Origin of the sequence: Methylobacterium sp. DB0501 (assembly GCF_011043735.1) — a bacterium.
GTDB lineage: Bacteria > Pseudomonadota > Alphaproteobacteria > Rhizobiales > Beijerinckiaceae > Methylobacterium > Methylobacterium alsaeris.
Window position 1 is genome coordinate 217,135 of record NZ_JAAKGV010000011.1, and the last position, 23,046, is coordinate 240,180.

The window sequence follows — 23,046 nt, forward strand, 5'->3', positions numbered from 1 at the left end:
TTTAATCGATGGATCGGCTGTCCGGCATGGAGGCCTTCGCCAAGGCGGTCGAGACGGGGTCGTTCTCGGCTGCCGGCGAAGCGCTCGAACTCTCGCCGCAGGCGGTGGGCAAGCAGGTGCGACTGCTGGAGGAGCATCTGGGCGTTCGCCTGATCCACCGGACGACGCGCCGGCAGAGCCTGACCGAGGCGGGCCGCGCGCTCTACGAACGGGTGCGCATCATCCTGGCAGAGGTCGAGGCGGTAGAGGCCGTCGCGGCGAGCAGCCAGGCGGTGCCCCGCGGCCGGATCCGGGTGAACGCCTCGGTTACGTTCGGCGCCTACGACCTCGCCCGGGTGCTGCCCGCCTATCTCGCGGCCTATCCGCAAGTCGATGTCGAGCTGACCCTCTCGGACCGGAAGGTCGACCTGATCGAGGAGGGGTACGAGGTGGTCTTCCGCGTCGGCCCGCCGGCCGAGAGCGGCCTGATCGCCCGGCCTCTGCGTCCGATGGACTTCACCCTCTGCGCCGCCCCCTCCTACCTCGCCGATCGGGGTGCGCCGCGCGTGCCGGCCGACCTCGCGCAGCATGAATGCCTGGGCTTTGCCTACATGGCGACGGGGGATCAGTGGCGCTTCGTCGGGCCGGACGGGCCCGAGGCGGTCGAGGTGTCGTACCGCCTCCTGGTCAATAACGGGCAGGCCCTGCTGACCGCGGCGCTCGCCGGCCTCGGCCTGCTGCTGCAGCCGGCCGCGCTGATGCGGGACGCCGTCGCGGCGGGCCACCTGGTGCCGGTGCTCCCGGCCTACCGGCCCGTCTCCCGGCCGATGCATCTGCTCTACGCGCCGGACCGGCGGATCACCCCGAAGCTGCGCTCGTTCATTGACTTCGCGCTCGCCCACTTCGCCGATTCGGCGCGCGACGCGCCGGTCTAGAGCGGCGCCCGATTGCAGCGCGACCGGGCGGTCCCTATCGCGCCGCCACCGCCCCGGCGGCACGCAGGGTGCGGGACACCGTGGCGCGCATGTCGGCAAGGGTGAAGGGCTTGGTCAGCACGTCGGCCACGATGGCATCCAGGCCGCGGGCGCGCTCGCGCTGGTCGGCGAAGCCGGTCATCAGCAGGATCGTGAGGTCCGGGTAGTCGCGCTTGGCGGCGAGCGCCAGGGCGATGCCGTCCATCAGCGGCATGCGGATATCGGTCAGCATCAGGTCGAACGCCGCCTCGGCCAGCCGGTCGAGACCGTCGCTGCCGTCGACCGCGGTCACGACCGTGTGGCCGTCCATCTCCAGACCGCGCTTCAGGAAGCCGCGGATCGGTTCCTCGTCGTCGACCAGCAGGATGCGCGCCATGTCCTCTCGTCTCTCGTCCTCGATGGGCTCGACAAGCCGCGGACAGGCCAAGTGTGATCGGGCGTGCGCCACCGGGTCAAGCGGCCGCAGGGGTCGAGGTTCCGCTTTCGTGGCCCTCGGGCGCACGAGGAAGGGGCGGCGTTGCAAACGCGCCACCGCCCCGGCCTCGCGCCCTTGCCTTCATTCCTTGTCGAACAGGTCCGGCGCGCCGTCGCCGTAATCGACGAGGCCGACATAGGGCAGCTGCCGGAAGGCGTGCGCCACGTCCATGCCGTAGCCGACCACGAACACGTCCGGGCAGGTGAAGCCGACGTAATCGGCATCCATCGTCACCGCGCGCTTGCCGGGCTTCTCCAACAGCACGGTGGTGAGCACCCGCCGCGCCCCGCGGGCCATCAGCAGGTCCTTGGCGTAGACGAGGGTGCGGCCGGATTCGAGGATGTCGTCGATCAGGAGCACGTCGCGCCCGCGCACCTCGCTCTCGACGTCGCGCAGGATCGCCACCTGGCCCGACGACACGGTGGCGGCGCGGTAGCTCGACAGATGGATGAACTCGACCTGCGGCGCCAGCCCCGCCCGGTGCAGCGCCCGGATCAGGTCGGCGGCGAACATGAAGCTGCCCTTCAGCACCGCCACCACCAGGAGGTTCTCCAGCGGTTGGTCCGCGATGGCGCGGGCAATCTCCTCGTTGCGCTGCGCGATGGCGGATTCGTCGAAGAGGACGCGGACGCGGGGCAGGGGCGGGTTCATCGATCTCGGTCTTTGGGGTTCACGTCGGGATTCAGCGGAGCCCTCAGGCTGACGGCAGATTTCCCGCTGTCAACCGCGGCAAAGCGGACCAGCACCTCGTGGCCCTTCACCGGCGCCCCCGGCAGCTCGGCGCGGAAGCGGGCCGATTCCTCGGGCTCGAGCCGCTCGCGCGGCGGCTCGGCGGTCCAGCGATAGACGGTCTGGCCGTGCGCGTCGCGCAATTCGAGGCTCAGGCGAGGCACCGCCACCGCGTCCTTGGCGGCACTCACCACGTCGCCCTCGACGACGAGGCGGCCGGTCCCGGCCGCGTCGGGCACCTGGTAGGCGGCGACGTCCCGGAAGGCGAGGCCGCGCAGGTTCACCGGCAGGCCGATCGCCGCGTAGAGCCGTGCCGTCGCCGGCAGCGCCCGCACCAGCCCGGCGCGCCCGGCCGGCAGCAGGGCGGCCATGAGCGCGCCGCAGGCCGCCAGTCCGGCGGCTGCGGCGACGAGCCGCCGGCGTCCGGGCGGAGCGCCGCGCGCCTTCGCGCCGCGCGGCCTCGTCCCGGACCGGCGCGGCGGGGAGGCAGGCGCCTCGGCGGCGGTGAACACCGCCTCGGCCGGCGGCGAGAGCATCGAACCCGGTTCGGCCGCCGGGGCGGCGACGAACCACGGCTCGCGGCAGGCGGCGCAGCGCACGGTGCGCCCGGCCGAGCCGATCTTGTCGGGATCGAGCGTATATTCGCTTGCGCAGGCGGGACAGACGATCAGCATGACGAATCAGTCGGGCGCGGCACCGGGGCCGGACCACGACTCCTCCCGCGACAGCCTTAATGCGTGGTAAAGCGGCGCGGATCGCACGAGATGTCCGCCGCCCGGCGGCTCGGGCTGCGGGGACCCGCGATGGAGACCGGATGGACGCGAGAACGGAAAGGGGGACCGGAAGCAGCCTGCTCGGCGGGATGGACGAGCCGGTGGTCCGGTTCGAGAATGTCGGGATGCGCTACGGGGTCGGCCCCGAGGTCCTGAGCGACATCAGCTTCACCATCGCGCCGCACTCGTTCCAGTTCCTCACCGGCCCCTCGGGCGCCGGCAAGACGACGCTGCTCCGCCTGATCCTGCTCTCGGTGCGGCCGAGCCGGGGCCTGGTCTCGGTGTTCGGCGAGGAGGTGAACGACATCTCGAGCGGTGCGCTCACCGCCCTGCGCCGGCGCATGGGCGTGGTCTTCCAGGATTTCCGCCTGCTCGACCATCTCACCACCTACGAGAACGTCGCCCTGCCCTTGCGCGTCCAGGGCCGGTCCGAGACGAGCTACCGCGCCGAGGTGGTGGAGCTCTTGCGCTGGGTGGGCTTGGGCGAGCGCATGCACGTGCTGCCGCCGCTGCTCTCGGGCGGCGAGAAACAGCGCGCGGCGATCGCCCGGGCGCTGATCGCCCGGCCGGAATTGCTGCTCGCCGACGAGCCGACCGGCAACGTCGACCCCCAGCTCGGCCGGCGCCTCCTGCGCCTGTTCGTCGAGCTCAACCGTCTCGGCACCTCGGTGCTGATCGCCACCCACGACTTCGCCCTGATGGACCTCGTCGACGCGCGCCGGTTCGTGCTCGGCAACAACCGCCTGCGGATCGAGGGATGAGCCGCGGGGAGACGCAGATGTCCGACGGGGCCACCCTGGAGCGGGGCAAGCGGCGCGAGGCGCCGGCCGCCGACCTGCCGCCCACCTTGCGGCGCAACGCGCCCCTGGTGCCGACCGACACCAGCGCCGGCCGGGCCCTCGCCGCGGTGATCGCGATCCTGACCTTCCTCGCCGCCCTCTGCGCCGGCGGCGCCGAGATCGTCGCGTCGAGCGCCGCCCAGTGGCAGGGCTCGGTGGCGCAGGAGGTGACGATCCAGATCCGCCCCGGCCCGGGCCGCGACACCGAGGCCGACGTCGCCAAGGCGGCGGCGCTGGCCTCCGCCACCCCGGGCATCGCCGCGACGCGGCCCTTCACCAAGGCGGAATCCGAGCGCCTGCTCGAGCCCTGGCTCGGCAGCGGGCTCGATCTCGGCGACCTGCCGGTGCCGCGCCTGATCACGGTGCGCCTCGCCGGCACGCCCGATCTCGGCTCCCTGCGCCAGCGCCTCGCCGAGGCCCTGCCCGGAGTTGCGAGCCTCGACGACCACGCGCTCTGGCTCTCGCGGCTCTCGACCATGGCCAACACCGTGGTCGGCGTCGGCGTCGTGGTGGTGGGGCTGGTGCTGCTGGCGACAGGGCTCGCCGTCACCTTCGCGACGAGGGGCGCCATGGCGGGCAACCGCGAGGTGGTGGAGGTGCTGCACTTCGTCGGCGCCGATGCCGATTTCATCGCCCGCGAGTTCCAGCGCCGCTTCTTCCGCCTCGGCCTGCGGGGCGGGGCGATCGGCGCGGCGGCGGCGCTCGCGGTGATCGGGGCCGGCGGGGCGCTCGCCCGGCTGTGGCGCGCCGGCCCGGCCGGCGACGAGATCGAGGCGCTGTTCGGCGGCTTCGCCATCGGCTGGCGCGGCTATGCCAGCGTGGTGCTGATCGGGGTGATCGCCTCGGTCGTCACCGCGGTCGTCTCGCGCCTGACGGTGCGGCGCTTCCTCGACTAGCGCAGCGCCCGATCGCGCTGCAATCGGGTGCTGCTCCAGGTCTTTGGTTCTGCCGCATTTTCTGGGACGAACCGGGATCCACGTCGTCGGAAAATGCTCGCGTGCCAACGGCCCACGATGCCGACGCATCTCGGATGTCCGATTCCGAGCCCGGACGTCCGGGACCCTGGGCTCGGCGAGAAGTCGGGAACGGGACCGGAGGTCGTTTTCCACGACGGTCGGTACAAGGTCCCCGGTGCCAGCCTGGCGCCAGCAACGGTCTCTAGCGTCGGACGTTGCCCGCTCTTCACAGGGGCGGGCGCGGGCCGGTGAACGAATCGGCATCCGGAACGGTTGCCTCTCGGTCGCCGCAATCGGCACTATGCTCGATACACCAAGGTGAGATGGCCTCGCGGATGCAGCGCCGAATGAAGACGCGAACCGGCGACGTGGTGGGATGGTCCTGGTCGGGCGAGGCGCCCGCAGGCATGAATCCGCCCGAGGCGCCGGCCGGGTCCCGGGGGCACTCCTGGAGAACATCCTGGAGGGACTGGAGCCTGCGCCGCCGCCTCGTCCTCGGTTTCGCCGGGGCGGGCCTCGTCGGCGGCCTCGTCCTCGGTCTCGGCTTCCTCGCCTTCGTGTCCGGCCTCGCCCGCTCGGAGCGGCTGCCGCTCGGCCCCTCCGACGGGATCGTGGCGCTCACCGGCGGCGCCCAGCGCATCGAGGATGCGATGGACCTGCTGGCCGGCGGCTACGGCCGGCGCCTGCTCATCACCGGCGTCAACGAGCGCACCAGCCGCGACGAGATCGCCCGGCTCAACCCGGGCCAGCAGCACCTCATAGCCTGCTGCGTCGACCTCGACTACCGCGCCCGCAACACCATCGGCAACGCCATCGAGATCCGGCGCTGGATGCGCGAGAACGGCTTCCGGAGCGTCGCTGTCGTCACCTCGAACTACCACATGCCGCGCACGCTGGTGGAGCTCGACCACGCGCTGGCCGAGGGTCATCGGGTGATCCCGCACCCGGTCGTGCCGGAGGGGATCGACCCCGACCAGTGGTGGCGCCACCCGGCCTCGGCGCGGCTGCTCGCCTCGGAATACGTGAAGTTCCTGGTCGCCTGGGTCCGCACCCGGTTCGAGACCGATCCCGAGCATTCGAGCGCGGCGGTGCTGGTCAGCCGCGGCCACCCGGTGAAGATGGTGGCCGAGCCGCTGGTGCGGTGACCTCTGGGTACGGCGCCATCTGCCCCGGTGGCAGGGATTCCCGGCGAGCCCCGTGCTCTACCGATCCATCCAGCGGCATCGGCATCGCATCGGGCACGCTTGCCGCCGACACGGTGATCGAGGGCCGGCGATGCAGAGGTGGTGGGGAGAACCGTTCAGCGGAGCAAAGCTGGCCCTGATCCATGACGGCGCGGTGGTCGCCTATCGCCGCGACGAGAAGGCCGGCATTCCCTTTCCAGGACAGTGGGATTTGCCCGGTGGCGGTCGAGAGGGGGCCGAGTCGCCGGAAGGATGCGTGAGCCGCGAGCTTCACGAGGAGTTCGGTCTCGTTCTTCCGGCCTCCCGGTTGATCTGGTCGCGACGCTATGCAGCGCGATCGGACGCGGGTCTTTGCAGCTTCTTCTTCGGTGCGATCGGCTGCGGCCACGAGATCGATCGGATCGCGTTCGGCAGCGAGGGCATCTGCTGGACGATGATGCCGATCGACGAGTTCGTGTCGCGCCAGGATGCGGTTCCCGGGCTCCGGGCCAGGCTTGCGGACTGCGTCGCTGACCTCGGAGGCTTGGGTCGGATCACGCCTCCCGCGTGAGCTCGTGGTTCCGCGGAACCGCACGACGCCGCTCGGCGTGTGAGGCGATCCTTCCTCGCCCCCTGCCGCCTCACCGCCCCTTGCAGCGGCTCCGCAGCAGCTCCGCAAATTCCTTCTCCGAGCCCTGGACCTGGGCCAGGCGCTCGCTGCGCTCCGATCCCGAGAGGCAGCGGCCGTAGACGGTGGCGGCGCGGCGCATCGTGTCGACGTGCTGGCGCCAGCCGCGGCAGCGATCGGCCTCGCTGTCGCCCAGGATCTCGAGGCGCTCGATCGCCATCTTCTGCGAGGATTGCGCCACCAGCAGGTCGCGGGCGCAGGTGCCGTCGACGGCACGCGCCGGGGCGGCCGCGGCGAGGAGGAGCGCCGCCGCAAGGAGGGAAGTCCGCATCGTCACGCCGGCTTCGAGTCACGCCGCCTGGGCGGGGGATTGGGTCAGGAGGGCGTAGAGCGCATCGGCGTCGCGGGCGGCGCGGATCCGGTCGATGATGCCGGGCTCGCGCAGGACGCGGGCGACCCGGGCCAGCGCCTTCAGGTGGTCCGCGCCGGCGCCCTCGGGGGCGAGGAGCAGGAAGGCGATATCGACCGGCTGGCCGTCCAGGGCCTCGAAATCGATCGGGCGCTCGAGGCGGGCCATCAGGCCGAACAGCGTGTCGAGCCCCGGCAGCTTGCCGTGCGGGATCGCCACGCCCTCGCCGATGCCGGTCGAGCCGAGGCGCTCGCGCTGCAGCAGCGTCTCGAAGATCTCGCGCTCGTCCAGGCCCGGCAGGTGGCGGGCCGCATGGGCGGCCAGCTCCTGCAGAACCTGTTTCTTCCCCTGCGCGCGCAGCGCCGGGAGGACTGCCTCCGGCTTCAGGAATTCCAGCAATGGCATCGAGACCGCTGCCTCATCGGCGGGGAGCGCGCCGGCGCGCCCCGCACTTGTTCCAGGACCGGAGGCCTTCCGGGGGCGGGAGAAAACCCGCTCACGGAGTACCGCGTTCCGGCGGATCGATCCAGCCGATCGCGCCGTCGCCCCGACGATATACGACGTTGACCCGCTCCGTGCCAGCGTGAACGAAGACCAGGACGGGGACGCCGGTGAGATCGAGTTCCACCACCGCCTCGCTCACCGTGCGCCGGTGCAGGGTGCGGGTGCTCTCGGCGATGATCGGCGGGTGCTCGCCGGTATCCTCCTCGGGCGATTCGAACACCGAATAGGCGGCCTCCATCACGGCGGCGTCCTCGATCGGGCCGAGATCGACCGGCCCGGCCCCGTTGACGGCCGCGTCCTTGGCGTGTCCGTTCGGGTGGGCCTTGAGGCGGTGCTTGTAGCGGCGCAGGCGCTTCTCGATCCGCTCGGCGGTCTGGTCGAAGCTCGCATTCGCATCGTGGGCGGAGCCCGATGCCTCGAGGGTGATGCCCGAGGGCAGGTGCAGCACGCAATCCGTGCGGTAGCCGCTGCCGTCCCGCGCGACCGTCACATGGCCGTGATAGGCGCCGTCGAAGTACTTCGCGAGGGCCGCGGAAATTCGCTCCTCCACCCGCGTTCTCAGCGCCTCCCCCAGATCCATGCCACGACCTGACACGCGCAACGCTGCCATCGGCTCCCTCCGATCTCGTCGTTCGTCGGCCCGCGCCCCGGGGACGTTTCCGGCGCAAGGGCCAGCCTCCAAGAGCTAGGAACGCGCGAAGGCGAAGTCAACGAAGCCGGCTCAGTTGCGGCAGGCGGGGCGCGGAAGGCGGCGATGCCGGCGCGGGTCGGTCCCGCGCGGATCCGTTCTCCGGCGACAGTCGTCGGACTGATCTTCCGCGCGTCATCGCTGTCGCGCAGAGTAGATCCTGCCTCCATCCTGGGCCGTCGGGCGGGAGCCCCTTGCCGAAAAGTCGAACCGGGGCCCCATGCGAAATGCGGCCGATCGCTTCAGGCGATCCTGCCGGACCGCTCCGGCAAGGCGGATTTCGGCATCACCGCGCCGGCATCGCCGCCCGCTCGCGCCGGCGTTCGATCGAGGAGGGGATGCGCAGGGATTCCCGGTACTTCGCCACGGTGCGGCGGGCGATGTCGACGCCCTCGCCGCGCAGGCGCTGGACCAGGGCGTCGTCCGACAGGACGTCGTTGGCCTCGGCGTCGATGAGCTGCTTGATGCGGTGGCGCACCGCCTCCGAGGAATGGGCCGCGGCGCCCGCCGCCCCGGGGATCGCCGCGGTGAAGAAGTACTTCATCTCGAAGGTGCCGCGGCTGGTGCCGATCGACTTGTTCGAGGTCACCCGCGAGACGGTGGATTCGTGCATGCCGATCGCGTCGGCGACGGTCTTCAGGTTCAGCGGCCGCAGGTGGGCGACGCCGTTGACGAAGAAGCCGTCCTGCTGGCGTACGATCTCGCTCGCCACCTTCAGGATGGTGCGGGCGCGCTGCTCCAGGCTGCGGGTGAGCCAGTTGGCGGTCTGCAGGCATTCCGACAGGAAGGCCTTGTCGGTCTCGGTCGCCGCGCCGCGGGAGACGGTGGCGTAGTAGCTCTGGTTGACCAGCACCCGGGGCAGCGCCTCGCTGTTGAGCTCGACCAGCCACGAGCCGTCCGGTGCCGGGCGCACGAACACGTCGGGCACCAGCACCTCGACCGGGCCGGCGCCGAAGGCGCGGCCGGGCTTGGGGTCGAGGCGGCGCAGCTCGGACAGCATGTCGGCCAAATCCTCGTCGTCGACCCCGCACAGGCGGCGCAGGGACGCCATATCGCGCTTGGCGACGAGGTCGAGGCGCGAGACCAGCGCCTGCATCGCCGGATCGAACCGGTCCCGCTCGCGCAGCTGGATCGCCAGGCACTCGGCGAGGTCGCGGGCCCCGATGCCGGAGGGGTCGAAGCCCTGGACGATCCCCAGCACCCGCTCGACGATCCCCAGCCCGACGCCGAGGCGCTCGGCGAGGCCCGCGAGGTCCTCGCGCAGGTAGCCGGCCTCGTCGATCGCATCGACCAGGAAGCCGCCGACCAGGCGCTCGACGGGATCGCGGGTGGCAAGCTCCAGCTGGGCCGAGAGGTGCTCGTGCAGCGAGGATTCGCTGGTCAGCGTCGCCTCGAAATCCGGCGCCTCGCCGTCGAAGCTGCCGCCGCTGCCGCTCCAGGGCGCCGGCGTGAGCGACAGGGCCTCGCCCCCGGCCGTCGGCGCCTCGCGCCCGACCGGGCCGTCATCGGGAAACACGTTGTCGAGGCGGGTGCCGAGGTCGCTCTCGATCTCGCTGCGGCTCGGGTTGAGGTCGTGGGACAGCCACGTCTCGGCCGCCGAATCTCCGTCGAACCCGTCGTCGCCCCCCGGATCGGCCGCCTCGGCCCGGGGCTCGCCCGGCTCCGGGGCCTCGACCTCGGCCCGCTCGAGCAGCGGGTTGCGCTCCAGCTCGGCATCGACATAGGCGGCGAGGTCGAGATGGGAGAGCTGCAGAAGCTTGATCGCCTGCAGGAGTTGCGGCGTCATCACCAGGGCCTGGCCCTGGCGCATCTCGAGCCGTTGCAGCAAACCCATCAGCCAGCCCCGCCCTGCGACGCCCCGGTTCGCGCCGGGGTCGGCACAACTCTTGCTTCAGACATCCCGCAGCAGCTTTAAACCGAACCGGGACACGCGTCAAAGCGGAGGCGGGGGCGTTGCGCGAGTCCCCCGCAGGGTGGCTCAAGGCGGAGTGCGGCGCCAGTGGAAAAACGGCAGGCCGCGACGGTCGTCGCGGCTGCGACGCAGGGCGAGGCAAGTCCGTCCAGATCCAGGGGAAAGCAGAACGCCGTATCGAGGCTCCGGTGAGGGTGCGTTAACGATCCGGGGATTTCGACCGCGGATTTCGACTGCGGCGGCGCCGTGAAATCAGATCATGGTCAAGGCCGTTTACTTCACCCTCGGGTTTCGCCGAAGGCGAGAGCCTGTTCGACCGCTTCCGACACTCACGGCACCCGCTCGGGCGGCCTGGACATCGCTGCGCGGCCCGGGACCGGCTGAGCGGGCGTCGGCATTGTGGTGGGGAGTCGATACGAGGTCCGCCCAACCCGCTACAGCCGGAAATCCTCGCCGAGATACAGCCGCCGCACGTCCTCGTTCGCCACGATCTCGTCCGGCGTGCCCTCGGTGAGGATGCGGCCCGAATGTACGATGTAGGCCCGGTCGATCAGGCCGAGCGTCTCGCGCACGTTGTGGTCGGTGATGAGCACGCCGATGCCGCGGCCCTTGAGGTGCATCACCAGTTCCTGGATGTCGCCGACCGCGATCGGGTCGATGCCCGCGAAGGGCTCGTCGAGGAGCATGAAGGACGGCGAGGAGGCGAGCGCCCGGGCGATCTCGCAGCGCCGCCGCTCGCCGCCCGAGAGCGCGATCGAGGGCGACTTGCGCAGGCGGGTGATGTTGAACTCGTCGAGGAGCGAATCGAGCTTGCGCTCGCGCGTCTTGCGGTCGGGCTCGACCACCTCGAGCACCGCCCGGATGTTGTCCTCGACGTTGAGGCCGCGGAAGATCGAGGCTTCCTGCGGCAGGTAGCCGATGCCGAGGCGGGCGCGCTGGTACATCGGCAGCCGGGTGATCTCGTGCCCGTCGAGGCTGATCGTGCCGCGATCGGCCGAGACGAGGCCGGTGATCATGTAGAAGATCGTGGTCTTGCCGGCGCCGTTGGGTCCGAGCAGGCCGACCGCCTCGCCGTTGCGCACGGTCAGGCCGGCATCGTGCACGACGGTGCGGGCGCCGTAGCTCTTCTTGAGGCCGGCCACCGCCAGGATGCCGGGCCCGCCGAAAGCCTCGGCGGCGCCGTCCTGGGCCGGTGCCAGGATCTCGGCCTTGCGCTTGCGGCCGAACAGGCGCCCCAGGCGCGAGGCGGCCGGCATCGCATGTGTCGGGAATGCCTGGGCTTGCAGCGGCAGGGCGAAGGGAACGGTCACGGGGCAGGCTCTTTCGAAGGATGCCGGCGAAGGATCCCGGCGCGTCGGCGCCCCGTCGCGCCGGCCTTTCCGCCCCAGGCGACCGTGCGACGGGTGAACGGCGCCGGTTTAGCCGAAGCCGGGCCCTGCCCGCAACGCGCCCCCCGAGGTTGCGCGTGTTCTGGAACACGTGGCCTCGTTACGCTTACAACGGGGGTTCGACAGATTCCTCCCGTCCGGACGGCCCGATGCTCTCGCTCCTCGACCTCTGCGCCCGAATCGATGCCGGCCGCCTGACGCCCGACGGGGCGGTCGGCCTCGTCCGCGAGGCGATCGCGGCCCGCGAGCCGGAGGTCGGCGCCCTGGTCTGCGTCGATCCGGCGCCGGTGGTTCCGGGGCAGGGCCCGCTCGCCGGCATCGCGGTCGGGATCAAGGACATCATCGACACCGCCGACCTGCCGACCCGGATGGGGTCGCCGATCTACGACGGCTGGCGCCCGCGGGCCGACGCGCCGATCGTGTCGCGGCTGAAGCGCCTCGGCGCGGTGCCGCTCGCCAAGACCACGACCACGCCCTTCGCCTTCCTCGACCCCACCGCGACCCGCAACCCCCACCATTCCGGCCACACGCCCGGCGGTTCCTCGGCGGGCTCCGCCGCCGCGGTGGCGGCCGGGATGCTGCCCCTGGCGCTCGGCACCCAGACCGGCGGCTCGGTGATCCGCCCGGCGGCGTTCTGCGGCGTCGTCGGGGTCAAGCCGTCGTTCCGGCTGCTGCCGACGGTGGGGGTGAAGTGCTATTCCTGGGCCCTCGACACGCTGGGCCTGTTCGCCGCGAGCGTCCCGGATGCCGCCTGCGCGCTGGCGCTGCTGGCCGACCGGCCGGCCGTGGCGCGGGTGGACGATCCGGGCGCGCCCCGCATTGGGATCGTGCGCCAGGACTTCTGCGCCGCCCCCGACCCGGAGGCGGACGCCGCCTTGCGCCGGGCGGCGCGGGCCGCCGAGCGAGCCGGGGCCGTGGTGCACGATCTCGTCCTCCCGGCCCGGTTCGGCGAAGCCTTCGCGGCCCACGGCACCATCCAGGATTACGAGGCGCGCCAGGCGCTCGCCTGGGAATACGCCGCCCACCGCGACGCCCTGCCGCCGCGCCTGCGCGCCGCCCTCGATGCCGCGCAAGGAATCGAGACCGCGGCCTACGATTCGGCCCGCCGCACCGCGCACCATGCCCGCCGCAGCCTGAAGGACGTCTTCTCCGAGGACGGCCCCGACGTGCTCCTGACCTACGCCGCCCCGGGCGCCGCGCCCGCCGGCCTCGATCACACCGGCGATTCCCGCTTCAACCGCCTCTGGACCCTGATGGGCGTGCCCTGCGTCACCCTGCCGGTCGACCGCACCTCCGACGGGCTCCCGGTCGGCGTCCAGGTGATCGCGCGGTTCGGGGATGACGGCCGGGCGCTGGCGGCGGCGGGGCTGATCGAGCGGGCGCTGCGGGGGTAGGGGAGGGGCGCCGGCAAGGCGCATCCCCGGGACCACGATGGCGCGGATCCCTCCTCCCGCGGGCGGCAGGGCCGTCCGGGGAAGCCCGCACCCGTCCCTGTCCCCGGACAGCCCGACGCCCACGAAGGAGGCTCGGGCCCCTCACCCGATCGCCAGCGCCAGGCTCCCCAATCCCGGGAACTCCGCCGCGATCCGCGTCGGCGCCTCGACGAAGTCCGTCCCCGTGCAGGACCCGGTGGTGACGACCTGCCCGGCCTTGATGCCGCCGAGCGACCGGGCGCCCTCGTTGGCGAGCCAGACCAGCAGGCGCACCGGATCGACCGCCGAGTTGCCGCCGGCATGGTCATGCAGCACCGTGCCGTCGACGGCGAGCCGCACCGGCTGGGTGACCGGGTCGAGGCGGCGCCAGTCCGAGAGGCCGGGCCCGAGCACCAGGACGCCGTGATTCTGCTGGTCGGCGCGCTGGCTGTGGGCGTCGACGATCCCGAATGCCGCGAAGCGGGTATCGGCGATCTCGATCGCCGGGTGCATCGTGGCGACCGCCGCCAGCACCGCCTCGCGGTCGTAGGGGCCGGCCTCCGGGGGCAGGTCGCGGCCGAAGCGGTAGGCGATCTCGGCCTCCGCCCCGATCCGATGGAACAGCGAGGCCGGCAATTCGTCGGTCTCGAAGATCGTGTCGGCGTTGAGCGCGGCCCGGGCCGGGGTGGCGGTGGCGCTCGGCGCCCCCACCTTCCAGCCGGCCACCGGGCCGAGTGCGCGCACGACCGCGTCCTGCACCGCGTAGGCCTCCGCCTCGCTGCCCGGCCGGGCACCCTCGGGGAGGGCGTCGAGGCGGGTGCCCGAGCGGCGGGCGTCGAGGAGCGCCGCGGCGGCGGCGTCGATGTCGCAAGGGATGTCGCAAGGCATGGCGGTCACCTCAATAGCCGAGCGCACTGCCGTCCTTGCGCGGGTCGGAACCCGCCGCGAGGACCCCGCGCGCCCGGTCGATCCAGATGATCTGGCCGCCGCCGATCGGGCCGGAGGCCGGGATGGTGCGGTGGCCGCGCGCCTCCAGCCCGGCGACGACGCCCTCCGCAAAGCCCGGCTCCATCTCGATCCCGCCGCCATAGGCGAAGCTGCGCGGGGCATCGAGGGCCTCCTGCACGTCGAGGCCGCGGTCGATGATGCCGGTGAGCAACTCCACGTGGCCCATCGCCTGGTAATGCCCGCCCATCACGCCGAAGGGCGCCACCGTCTCGCCGTCGCGCATCAGCATGCCCGGAATGATGGTGTGCATCGGGCGCTTCCTCGGCCCGATCGTGTTCGGGTGGCCGGGATCGATGCGGAAGGACAGGCCGCGATTGTGCAGCAGCACCCCGCTCTCCGGCGCGGTGATGCCGCTGCCGAAGCCCTGGAAGATCGAGTTGATCAGCGAGAGCGCGTTGCCGTCGCGGTCGACGACGCTCAGGTACACCGTGTCCTTGTGGGTGAGTTCCGGCCAGATCACCGGCTCCTGGGCGCGGGCCATGTCGATGGCGCCGTGGGCGCTCGCCCGCCACGCCTCGGACAGCAGGTGCTCGACCGGCACCCGGTTCAGCACCGGGTCGGCGAACAGCGCGTCGCGGTGGTGATAGGCCTGCTTGCAGGCCTCGGCGAAGAGATGGACCCGATCCAGTTCCGAAAGTGCGGCGATGTCATGGTGCGACAGCACATTGAGCATCATCAGCACGGCGAGGCCCTGGCCGCTCGGCGGGCACTCGTAGACGTCGTAGCCGCGATAGCGGGTGGTGACCGGGGTCACGACTTCCGGTGCCGCCGTGGCGAAGTCGTCCAGCGTGTGCAGGCCGCCGAGGTCGCGCAGGCGCGCCACGATGTCCTCGGCCACCGGCCCCTCGTAGAAGCCGCGCGGGCCGGCTTCCGCGATGCGCCGGAGCGTGGCGGCGAGCTTCGGGTGGCGCATGATCGTGCCGACGCCCGGCGCTCGGCCCTCGATCAGGTAGGTCGCGGCCGAGGCCGGATCGCCGGCGACCCGCTCGACGCTGCGCGACCAGTCGAGGGCGACGCGCGGCTGCACCGGGTAGCCGTCCTCGGCGTAGCGGATCGCCGGCTGCAAGAGTTCGCCGAGGCTGCGGGTGCCGTGATCCTGAAGCAGCTTGCCCCAGGCCGCGACCGCCCCCGGCACCGTGACGGCGTGGGGCGAGGTGGGGGTGAGGGTGATGCCGCGTTCCAGGAACCAGGAATCCTGCGCCGCCGCCGGGCTGCGGCCCGAGCCGTTGAGGGCGATCGGCGCCGTGGCACCCTTCGGCGCGTAGAGGGCGAAGCAATCGCCGCCGATGCCGGTCATCAGCGGATCGACCACGCATTGCACCGCCACCGCGGCGATGCCGGCATCGACCGCGTTCCCGCCCGAGCGCAGCACCTCGATCGCGGCCAGCGTCGAGAGCGGGTGCGACGTCGCGACGGCGGCGTTGGCGGCGTAGACGGGCGAGCGCCCGGGCTTCGAGAAATCCCTCACCGTGACGTATCCTCTTTATGCGTGAACCGGCTGCGCCACCCAATGGCCGGGGGCGATCTCTTCCAGCGCCCCCGCCTCCGGGATGGCGACGGCCGGGGCCTCGCGCGTCGCCCGCAGGCGGGCCCGCTCGGCTGCGGGGTCGGGCACCGGCACCGCGCCGAGCAGCTCCCGCGTGTAAGGGTGGCGCGGATCCTCGTACAGGGTGTCGCTGTCGGCGAGTTCGACGATCCGGCCCCGCCGCAACACCGCGACCCGGTGGCAGAGGTAGCGCACCATCCGGAGGTCGTGGGAGATGAAGAGGTAGGACAGGCCCAGCTCCTCCTGCAGATCCTGCAGCAGGTTGACCACCTGGGCCTGGATCGACACGTCGAGGGCCGCGATCGGCTCGTCGGCGACGATGAAGCTGGGTTTCAGCGCGATCGCCCGGGCGATGCAGAGCCGCTGGCGCTGGCCGCCGGAGAACTGGTGCGGGTAGCGACCGGCGAAAAGCGGATCGAGCCCGACCCGCTGAAACAGGGCCGCCACGGCGTCGCGGCGCTCCGCGTTCCCCATCTCCGGCCGGTGCAGCCGGAACGGCTCGGCGACGTAGGCGCCGGCGCTCATCCGCGGATTGAGCGCGGCGTAGGGGTCCTGGAAGATCACCTGGATGCGCCGGCGCATCCGCCGCATGTCCCTGGCCGGCAGGCGGCTGAGATCGGTGCCCTCGAAGGTCACGGTGCCGGCGGTCGGCGGGTTCAGCATCGTCACCGCCCGGCCGATCGTCGACTTGCCGGAGCCCGATTCGCCGACGAGGCCGAGCGTCTCGCCGGGCGCGATGTCGAAGCTCACCCCCTCGACCGCGCGGAACACCGACGCCTTGCCGCCCCACCAGTGCCGCAGCGGGTAATGCTTGCCGAGATTCCTCACCGAGAGCAGCGGCTCGGGCTTCACCGGCCTCATCGCCCGGCTCCTTCCGCCAGCAAGGCCGGCAGGTCGTACCAGGCCGCCGCGAGATGGCCCGGCACGCTGCCCGCCACCTGCGCCAGCGGCGGCGCCTCGGTCCGGCAGCGCGGCGTGGCGTAGGGGTTGCGCGGCGCGAAGGGGTCGCCCGGCGGAGGAAAGCGCATGTCGGGCGGGCTGCCCTCGATCTGGCGCAGGCGCTGCCGTCCGGCCCGGCCGCGGCTCAGGTCCGGCAGGGAGCGGAGCAGCCCCAGCGTGTAGGCGTTGCGCGGATCGGAAAACACCGCGTCGACCGGCCCGCGCTCGACGATGCGGCCGGCATACATCACCTGCACGGTGTCGGCGATGCCCGCCACCACGCCGAGATCGTGGGTGATCCAGATGATCGCCATGCCGATCTCGCGCTTCAGCTCCTGCACCAGGGCGACGATCTCGGCCTGCACGGTCACGTCGAGGGCGGTGGTGGCCTCGTCGGCGATCAGGAGCTTCGGCCGGCAGGCGAGCCCGATCGCGATCATCACCCGCTGGCGCTGGCCGCCGGAGAATTCGTGCGGGTAAAGGTCGAGGCGCCGGCCTGCCTCGGGGATGCGCACGAGGTCGAGGAGGTCGCGGGCCCGTGCCTTCGCCTCGCGCGCGCCGAGGCCGCGATGCAGCCGCAAGGGCTCGGCGATCTGCGCGCCCACGGTCATCGCCGGGTTGAGCGAGCTCATCGGGTCCTGGAACACCATGCCGATCTCGGCCCCGCGCACCCGGCGCAAGGACCGCTCCGGCAGCGCCAGCAGGTCGCGACCCCCGAACACGACCTGGCCGCCGGTGATCCGGCCCGGCGGGCGCGGCACCAGCCCGAGCATGGCGAGCACGTGCACGCTCTTGCCCGAGCCCGATTCGCCGACGATTCCGAGGGTCTCGCCCTCGCGCAAGGCGTAACTCACGCCGTTGACCGCCCGGACGGTGCCGCCGTCGGTGTCGAAGGCGACCGCGAGGTCTCGTACGTCCAGCAGGGGAGGGGAGGCGCTCATCGGCGCTCCCGCGGATCGAGGGCATCGCGCAACCCGTCGCCGACGAGGTTGAAGGCGAGCACCGCGAGGAAGATCGAGAGTCCGGGCCAGATCGCCATCCAGGGCGCTTGGTCGAGGAAGTTCTTGGCGGTGTTGAGCATCGAGCCCCAGGACGGTTCGGGCGGCTGCTGGCCGAGGCCGAGGAAGGACAGGCTCGCCTCGGCGATGATCGCCGCCGCGATGGTGAGGGTGGCCTGGACCAGGATCGCCGGCACGATGTTGGGCAGGATGTGGTGGAGCGCGATCCGCCAGGGCGGGTTGCCGACGGCCCGGGCCGCCTCGACGAACTCTTCCGCCGCCACCGCCTGCACCTGGGCCCGGGTGAGCCGCACGAAGATCGAGGTCGCCGAGAGCCCGATCGCCACCATGGCGTTGGTGAGGCTGGGGCCGAGGAAGGCCGCGAGCGCGATGGCGAGGATCAGGAAGGGGATCGCCAGCAGCGCGTCGGTCAGGCGCATGATCGCCCCGTCGATGACGCCGCCGGCATAGCCCGCCAGCATGCCGAGCGGCAGGCCGAGCGCCACCGCCAGCGCCACCGAGGTCAGCCCCGCCCCGAGCGAGGCCCGCGTGCCGAAGACGATGCGCGAGAGCACGTCGCGCCCGACCTCGTCGGTGCCGAAGAGATGCGCGAGGTCGGGCGCGGCCCGCACCGCGCCCCAATCGGTGGCGGTGGGATCGTACGGCGCGATCCACTCGGCGCCGAGCGCCAGCACGGCGAGGAGCGCCACGACGATCAGGCCGGCGAGCGCTCCGCGGCGGCGGCTGAACCGGCGCCAGAACGCGCGCAAGGCCCCCGGCTCCGGAGGTGGGGCGGCGACCGGTGCGGCCAGCCCGGCCGGGGTGGAGAGTCCGGCCTCGCTCATGCGCGCCTGAGCTTCGGGTTGACCAGCGCCGAGGCGAGATCGGCGGCAAGGTTGAGCAGGATGTAGGTCGCGGCGGTGCAGATCACGACGCCCTGCACGGTCGCGAAGTCGCGGTTGAACACGGCATCCACCATCAGCTTGCCGAAGCCGGGCACGGAAAACACCTGCTCGGTCAGCACCGCGCCGGAGAGGAGCTGGCCGAATTCGAGGGCACCCAGCGTGATGATCGGGATCGCGGCGTTGGGGAGCGCATGGCGCAGGACCACCCGGGCGGTCGGCACGCCCTTGGCCCGGGCGGTGCGGACGTAGTCGGATTGCAGCACCCCGAGCATGGCCGCCCGCGTGTGGCGCATCATCACCGCCGCGATGGCGTTGCCGAGGACGAAAGCCGGCATCGCCATCGAGCGCAGGTTCTCCGAGAGGCTCTCGCCCGGCGGCACGTAACCGGAGGCCGGCAACCAGCCGAGCTGCACCGAGAACAGCAGGATCATCAGGATGCCGAGCCAGAAATTCGGCACGGACAGGCCCCAGAGCGCGACCCCGTTGGCGAGCCCGTCGATCCAGGTGCCTGGCCGGACCGCGGACAGGATCCCCATCGGCACCCCGATGACGAGAGCCACCAGCATCGCCAGGCAGGCGAGTTCGAGGGTGACCGGCAGCTTCTCGCGGATCAGCTCGATCACCGGCTTCTGCAGCCGGATCGATTCGCCGAGATCGCCCTGGAGCACCCCGGTCGCCCAGTAGGCGTAGCGGACCGGCAGCGGCCGATCGAGATGGTACTTGGCGCGGATGAAGGCGATCACCTCCGGGTCGCGCTCCTCCCCCGAGAGCGCGGTCGCGGTGTCGCCCGGCAGCAATTGCTGCAGGGCGAAGATGATCATCGAGGCAAGTACCAGGGTCGGGACCGCCAGCGCCAGGCGTCGGGCGAGAAAGCGCAGCATCAGTCGAGCTTCAGGCCGGTGAAGCGCACGAGGCCGTCCGGATACTCGCCGAACCCTGTGAGTTTTTGCGAGTAGGCCCAGAGCAGCCGGCGGTGGAAGAGGTAGACCAGCGGCTTGTCGGTGAGCACGCGCCCGGCGAGGCGCTTCCACGCCGCCTTGCGCTCGGCGGGATCGGTGGTCAGCCGCTCGGCGTTCATCGCCGAATCGGCCTCCTGGTTGCAGTAGCGCGAATAATTCAGCGGCGTCTTGCAGGCGAGGAAGCTGTAGGTGTTGCCGTCCGGATCGGGCCGGCCGCTCCAGTTGTAGAGGTAGGCCTCGAAATTGCCCTTGTCGGCCTGATCGAGGGAGGTGGTGAAGTCGGTGGCCTGGAGCTTCACGTCGAAGCCGGCCTCGCGGGTCATCGCCTGGATCACCTGGCCGACCTGGGGCGCGTCGTTGTTGGCGTAGACCATCATGGTGATCGAGGGCTTCTCGATCCCGGCCTCCTTCAGGAGCGCCTTGGCCTTCGCGACGTCGCGCTTCGGCACCGGGTAGTCCGTCACGTAGTTCGGGTTTTTCGGCGAAACCCACTGGTTCCCGGCCAGGTACTCGCCGTTATAGACCACCTGCGTGATCGCGTTGCGGTCGATGGCGGCCTCGAAGGCGGCGCGCACCCGCGGATCGGCGACCGGCGAGCCTTCGCGGGCGGTGTTGAACACGATGCCGGAGAAGCCGAGCTCGTAGGCCTGGCCCACCTTCAGCTTCGGATCGCGCTTCACCTGGGGCAAGTCGGTGGGAGCCAGGCGCTCGATCAGGTCGAGCTGGCCGGCCCGGAGGTTGGTCAGCCGCACCGTGGTGTCGGGGATCGGCCGGAACTCGATCCGCCGGATCTGGATCGCGTCCTTGTTCCAGTAATCGTCGAACTTCTCGACCACGATGCGGTCCTGCGGCACCCGCTCGACGAACTTGTACGGCCCGGCGCAGACCGGCGCGGTCGCGAACTTGTCGCCGAGCCGCTCGGCGGCCTTGGGCGAGACGATCATGCCGGCCCGGTCGGTGAACTGCGCCAGCAGCGGCGCGAACGGGGTCTTCAGGGTGATCTTCAAGGCCAGGTCGTCGACCGCCTCGACGGCGTCGATCGGCGCGATCTCGCCGCGGCGCTGCGAGCCCGGCAGCTTCAGGTGGCGTTCGAGCGAATACTTCACCGCTGCGGCGTCCACCGGCTCGCCGTCGTGGAAGCGCACGCCCGGCCGCAAGCGAAGCGTGAGGACCTTGCGGTCGTCGGACCACGCCCACTCCGTGGCGAGTTGCGGCACCGGCTTCAGGTCGGGCCCGATATCGACCAGCTTGTCGCAGAGCGCCGCGAAGACCATGCGGCCGGCGAAGGTGCGGGCAAGGGTCGGATCGAGGGCGTCCGGATCCTCCATCAGGCCGAAGCGCAGGGTCTGGGCGTGAGCCCCCGCCAGCGGGGTGGAGAGGGCGAGGCCCGCGAGCAGGCAGGCGGTGAAGAGACGCGGCATCGCGCTTCCTTCTTCAGGGATCTCTTGCTTCGGGGATCTTATGGGTGGGGGCTTGGGCAGGGGCCTGGTCCTCCCGGCCGGGACGCGCCTACGGCCAGGCAGTATCCATGCCAGCGGGCGCGCCCGCGCCGCGCCCACAACCGTCGCCGCTACTCTGCGCCCGCTTCGGGGAAGGGCGCAATGCCGTTGCGGACCCGTTTGTCAGACTTTGAATCGGTTCGAGCTGCGGGCGACGACACATCGTGGGCGAGCCCTGCGACATGACGCAGGACATGAACCCATGCGTGCCGCCGTCGTCCGTGCTATGGAGCCCGCGAAGAGGGTCCCGGCATGCGAGTCGGGGCGTGACGGTGCGGCTGCTGCGGCCGCGCCCGGAGACGAGGTTCCAGGGCATCGCCATGCAGGCTGAGATCCCGATGCGCCGCGTGACGGCGATCCGCTGCTATCCCTCCGGCGAGCGCGACGATCCCGATCAGCGCGTGCTCAATGTCCTCGAATGCGGTCACGTCGTCAGCTTCGAGGGCGCGAATGCCGTCGCCGCCCTGCTCGCCAAGCGCCAGCTCTGCCTCAAATGCGCCGAGGAGGCCAAAGCCGAGGCAGCCTCCGAGGCGCCGCCGGCGGCCTGAGATTCAATAGGTGGCCATGGCCTCGGTCATCATCGCGACGAGCTGGTCGGGATCCGAGGCGTGCTGGATGCCGGCGACGATCGTCAGGCAGACCACCAGCGCGAAGACCAGATAGGCGAGAAGGGGCGTCAGGATTTCGGCCCAGTTCCGGGCCGCGTGAATGGCAAGGCATCCCGCCGTGAAACCGGCCGCCTCCGCCACGGCTATCATCTCGACCATCGCTTCGCTCCTCATGCGCTGCCACATGCTGCACTGCAACATAAGGACCGGACGAGGTCGGGACCAGCGTGCGCCGCACATCCGCCGTATGCGATGCGAGGATGGCGGAGGATGCCCGGCGTGCGGGGGAGGCCGATTTCCGCCGTGCGATGGCGATCCGCCGGGATCGACGGTCGCACTCAGCCGGACATCGCGAGACGCCTCACTCAGGGCAGGCAGGCGATGACGCCCCGGCGCCGCAACTCGCCGAGGACGTGGTCGGCCAGCGTATCGACATCGTGCACGGCCGTATGCAGATGGATCTCCGGCGCGTCCGGCGGCTCGTAGGGCGAGCTGAGGCCGGTGAAGTTGGGGATCTCCCCCGCGATGGCGCGCGCATAGAGCCCCTTCGGATCGCGGCGGATGCACTCGTCGAGCGGCGTATCGACGAACACCTCCAGGAACTCGTCCGCCCCTACCAATTGCCGCGCCAGCGTCCGCTCGCGCCGAAACGGCGAGATCAGGGAGCAGATCACGATCAGTCCGGCATCCAGCATCAGCCTGGCGACCTCCGCCGTCCGGCGGATGTTCTCGACCCGGTCGGAATCCGTGAAGGCCAGGTCCTTGTTCAACCCGAAGCGCAGGTTGTCGCCGTCGAGCACCATGGTGTGGTGACCACATCGCCACAACTTGTCCTCGACCCGGTCGGCGATCGTGGATTTCCCCGCACCCGACAGGCCGGTCATCCAGAGAATCAAGGGCCTCTGCCCCTTCAGCTCCGCCCGTGCCCGCTTGCCGAGCGTGAGAACGGTCCGACGGATATTCATGTCGCCGGCGTCCGATTGGGAAACGACGTCTCCATGCGGTGTCATCTGCGAATCGCGCCTTCGAGATCCAGGCTATCGGCCTTACGGCCTAATCCATTCGGCTGAGTAAACCTGTTCTCTGGCAGTTGCGGTTGGGCGTCAAGCGCTCGTCACGCCAGCGGCGAGCGATCACGCATGAGCACAGCCAGAGGTATCAGACTTCACCTGTTCGGCAGGCCGGGGCCTTGGGCAGGCAGGGGGGTTGGATAGGCTTGGGCCTCGGGTGCAACCGCCCGGGGAGCGGCGGATAGGATGGTGCGCGGCCTGTCGCGAGAATTTCACAAACGAGTTGACGGGCCGGGAAACGGGGCCTATACGACCACCCATCGGCGCCGGCCGCGACAGCGGACCGGGCGCTGAGCCATCTTCGAGACAGTCCGGGCCGGCGAGCCTGACCTTGGTCAGGCGCTGGTCCCGTCGTCGCCGATGATACCCCGGTTTTCAGCCGGGTCGCTCTTTGACAAGTTCATACGAGAAAGAGAAGCGTGGACGGCGTCGTCCCTGCGGATCCTGCCTTCTGGGCGGGATCGTGAGTAGGATGATGCTGGTCTTAACGCTTCGGTGCTCACACGATTGGTGGAAACGCCGATCGGTCGTGAGCCTCCGTTTTAGTTGTGATCAGCTTTGATCAGCTCTTCAACTTGAGAGTTTGATCCTGGCTCAGAGCGAACGCTGGCGGCAGGCTTAACACATGCAAGTCGAGCGGGCATCCTCGTGGTGTCAGCGGCAGACGGGTGAGTAACGCGTGGGA

General features: G+C 71.1%; 23 protein-coding genes, 1 rRNA gene and 1 pseudogene. 8 read left to right on the forward strand and 17 right to left on the reverse strand.

The annotated features are described in order from the left end of the window. The first annotated feature begins 8 nt into the window (after window positions 1–8). Window positions 9–914, forward strand: a complete 906-nt coding sequence (locus G4G93_RS18055) for a LysR family transcriptional regulator (protein ID WP_165086025.1) — start codon at window positions 9–11, stop codon at window positions 912–914. 34 nt (window positions 915–948) lie between these two features. Here G4G93_RS18055 and G4G93_RS18060 read toward each other — a convergent pair whose 3' ends face one another. From G4G93_RS18060 to G4G93_RS18070, 3 genes are all read right to left on the reverse strand, one after another. Further along, entirely contained in the window at window positions 949–1,329 is a 381-nt protein-coding gene (locus G4G93_RS18060; protein WP_165086026.1) for a response regulator, read from the reverse strand. 180 nt (window positions 1,330–1,509) lie between these two features. Then, entirely contained in the window at window positions 1,510–2,079 is a 570-nt protein-coding gene (gene hpt, locus G4G93_RS18065) for a hypoxanthine phosphoribosyltransferase (RefSeq protein ID WP_165086028.1), read from the reverse strand. Continuing rightward, window positions 2,076–2,831, reverse strand: coding sequence for a DUF3426 domain-containing protein (locus tag G4G93_RS18070; protein ID WP_165086029.1), 756 nt, complete (start codon window positions 2,829–2,831; stop codon window positions 2,076–2,078). The genes hpt and G4G93_RS18070 overlap by 4 nt, the downstream gene beginning before the upstream one ends. A gap of 140 nt (window positions 2,832–2,971) precedes the next feature. Here G4G93_RS18070 and ftsE point away from each other — a divergent pair, with 140 nt between their 5' ends. From ftsE to G4G93_RS18090, 4 genes are all read left to right on the forward strand, one after another. Beyond that, window positions 2,972–3,691 (forward strand): cell division ATP-binding protein FtsE, encoded by a 720-nt coding sequence (ftsE, locus tag G4G93_RS18075; protein WP_165086031.1) that lies wholly within the window; start codon window positions 2,972–2,974, stop codon window positions 3,689–3,691. Between the two features lie 17 nt (window positions 3,692–3,708). Further along, a complete protein-coding gene (locus tag G4G93_RS18080) occupies window positions 3,709–4,665 on the forward strand; it encodes an ABC transporter permease (RefSeq protein ID WP_165086033.1) in 957 nt (318 codons plus the stop codon). Between the two features lie 407 nt (window positions 4,666–5,072). Then, the gene (locus G4G93_RS18085) at window positions 5,073–5,870 is read left to right on the forward strand and encodes a YdcF family protein (RefSeq protein ID WP_246736852.1); all 798 of its coding nucleotides are present in this window, start codon (window positions 5,073–5,075) and stop codon (window positions 5,868–5,870) included. Window positions 5,871–6,000: 130 nt separating this feature from the next. Then, window positions 6,001–6,459 (forward strand): NUDIX hydrolase, encoded by a 459-nt coding sequence (locus G4G93_RS18090; protein ID WP_165086034.1) that lies wholly within the window; start codon window positions 6,001–6,003, stop codon window positions 6,457–6,459. A gap of 70 nt (window positions 6,460–6,529) precedes the next feature. On the opposite strand, the gene G4G93_RS18095 is transcribed toward G4G93_RS18090, so the two are convergent. From G4G93_RS18095 to lptB, 5 genes are all read right to left on the reverse strand, one after another. After that, window positions 6,530–6,847 carry a hypothetical protein gene (locus G4G93_RS18095; RefSeq protein ID WP_165086036.1) on the reverse strand — a complete coding sequence of 106 codons (318 nt, stop codon included), beginning with the start codon at window positions 6,845–6,847 and terminating at the stop codon, window positions 6,530–6,532. Between the two features lie 18 nt (window positions 6,848–6,865). Then, a complete protein-coding gene (ptsN, locus tag G4G93_RS18100) occupies window positions 6,866–7,330 on the reverse strand; it encodes a PTS IIA-like nitrogen regulatory protein PtsN (protein WP_048430657.1) in 465 nt (154 codons plus the stop codon). 91 nt (window positions 7,331–7,421) lie between these two features. Continuing rightward, on the reverse strand, window positions 7,422–8,039 hold the full coding sequence (gene hpf, locus G4G93_RS18105; RefSeq protein ID WP_165086038.1) for a ribosome hibernation-promoting factor, HPF/YfiA family: 618 nt from the start codon (window positions 8,037–8,039) through the stop codon (window positions 7,422–7,424). A 364-nt stretch (window positions 8,040–8,403) separates the two neighbouring features. After that, the gene (gene rpoN / locus G4G93_RS18110; protein WP_165086040.1) at window positions 8,404–9,951 is read right to left on the reverse strand and encodes an RNA polymerase factor sigma-54; all 1,548 of its coding nucleotides are present in this window, start codon (window positions 9,949–9,951) and stop codon (window positions 8,404–8,406) included. Window positions 9,952–10,463: 512 nt separating this feature from the next. Next, window positions 10,464–11,285, reverse strand: coding sequence for an LPS export ABC transporter ATP-binding protein (gene lptB / locus G4G93_RS18115; protein WP_165086100.1), 822 nt, complete (start codon window positions 11,283–11,285; stop codon window positions 10,464–10,466). Window positions 11,286–11,566: 281 nt separating this feature from the next. Here lptB and G4G93_RS18120 point away from each other — a divergent pair, with 281 nt between their 5' ends. Then, window positions 11,567–12,811: an amidase gene (locus G4G93_RS18120; RefSeq protein ID WP_165086042.1), complete on the forward strand. Its 1,245-nt coding sequence runs from the start codon at window positions 11,567–11,569 to the stop codon at window positions 12,809–12,811. A gap of 141 nt (window positions 12,812–12,952) precedes the next feature. On the opposite strand, the gene G4G93_RS18125 is transcribed toward G4G93_RS18120, so the two are convergent. Genes G4G93_RS18125 through G4G93_RS18155 form a run of 7 tightly spaced genes read right to left on the reverse strand, consistent with a single transcriptional unit; the run spans window position 12,953 to window position 20,605 of the window. After that, a complete protein-coding gene (locus G4G93_RS18125; RefSeq protein WP_165086043.1) occupies window positions 12,953–13,717 on the reverse strand; it encodes a 2-keto-4-pentenoate hydratase in 765 nt (254 codons plus the stop codon). Window positions 13,718–13,727: 10 nt separating this feature from the next. Then, window positions 13,728–15,305 (reverse strand): gamma-glutamyltransferase family protein, encoded by a 1,578-nt coding sequence (locus tag G4G93_RS18130; protein WP_165086045.1) that lies wholly within the window; start codon window positions 15,303–15,305, stop codon window positions 13,728–13,730. A 15-nt stretch (window positions 15,306–15,320) separates the two neighbouring features. Further along, on the reverse strand, window positions 15,321–16,244 hold the full coding sequence (locus tag G4G93_RS18135; protein WP_165086046.1) for an ABC transporter ATP-binding protein: 924 nt from the start codon (window positions 16,242–16,244) through the stop codon (window positions 15,321–15,323). Continuing rightward, window positions 16,241–17,263 carry an ABC transporter ATP-binding protein gene (locus tag G4G93_RS18140; RefSeq protein ID WP_165086048.1) on the reverse strand — a complete coding sequence of 341 codons (1,023 nt, stop codon included), beginning with the start codon at window positions 17,261–17,263 and terminating at the stop codon, window positions 16,241–16,243. Before G4G93_RS18140 ends, G4G93_RS18135 begins: the two co-directional genes overlap by 4 nt. Continuing rightward, complete coding sequence (locus tag G4G93_RS18145) at window positions 17,260–18,165, reverse strand: ABC transporter permease (RefSeq protein ID WP_165086049.1); 906 nt, start codon at window positions 18,163–18,165, stop codon at window positions 17,260–17,262. Before G4G93_RS18145 ends, G4G93_RS18140 begins: the two co-directional genes overlap by 4 nt. Continuing rightward, window positions 18,162–19,106, reverse strand: a complete 945-nt coding sequence (locus G4G93_RS18150) for an ABC transporter permease (RefSeq protein WP_165086051.1) — start codon at window positions 19,104–19,106, stop codon at window positions 18,162–18,164. The genes G4G93_RS18145 and G4G93_RS18150 overlap by 4 nt, the downstream gene beginning before the upstream one ends. After that, window positions 19,106–20,605 (reverse strand): ABC transporter substrate-binding protein, encoded by a 1,500-nt coding sequence (locus G4G93_RS18155; RefSeq protein ID WP_165086053.1) that lies wholly within the window; start codon window positions 20,603–20,605, stop codon window positions 19,106–19,108. Before G4G93_RS18155 ends, G4G93_RS18150 begins: the two co-directional genes overlap by 1 nt. A 344-nt stretch (window positions 20,606–20,949) precedes the next feature. Here G4G93_RS18155 and G4G93_RS18160 point away from each other — a divergent pair, with 344 nt between their 5' ends. Further along, a complete protein-coding gene (locus G4G93_RS18160; protein ID WP_165086054.1) occupies window positions 20,950–21,231 on the forward strand; it encodes a hypothetical protein in 282 nt (93 codons plus the stop codon). A 3-nt stretch (window positions 21,232–21,234) separates the two neighbouring features. On the opposite strand, the gene G4G93_RS18165 is transcribed toward G4G93_RS18160, so the two are convergent. Both G4G93_RS18165 and cysC read right to left on the reverse strand, forming a co-directional pair. Beyond that, window positions 21,235–21,450, reverse strand: coding sequence for a hypothetical protein (locus G4G93_RS18165; protein WP_165086056.1), 216 nt, complete (start codon window positions 21,448–21,450; stop codon window positions 21,235–21,237). Window positions 21,451–21,656: 206 nt separating this feature from the next. Then, window positions 21,657–22,253 (reverse strand): annotated as a pseudogene (gene cysC / locus G4G93_RS18170) (adenylyl-sulfate kinase); the annotation flags it as partial. A gap of 679 nt (window positions 22,254–22,932) precedes the next feature. Here cysC and G4G93_RS18175 point away from each other — a divergent pair. Beyond that, window positions 22,933–23,046 (forward strand): 16S ribosomal RNA (locus G4G93_RS18175); the annotation flags it as partial.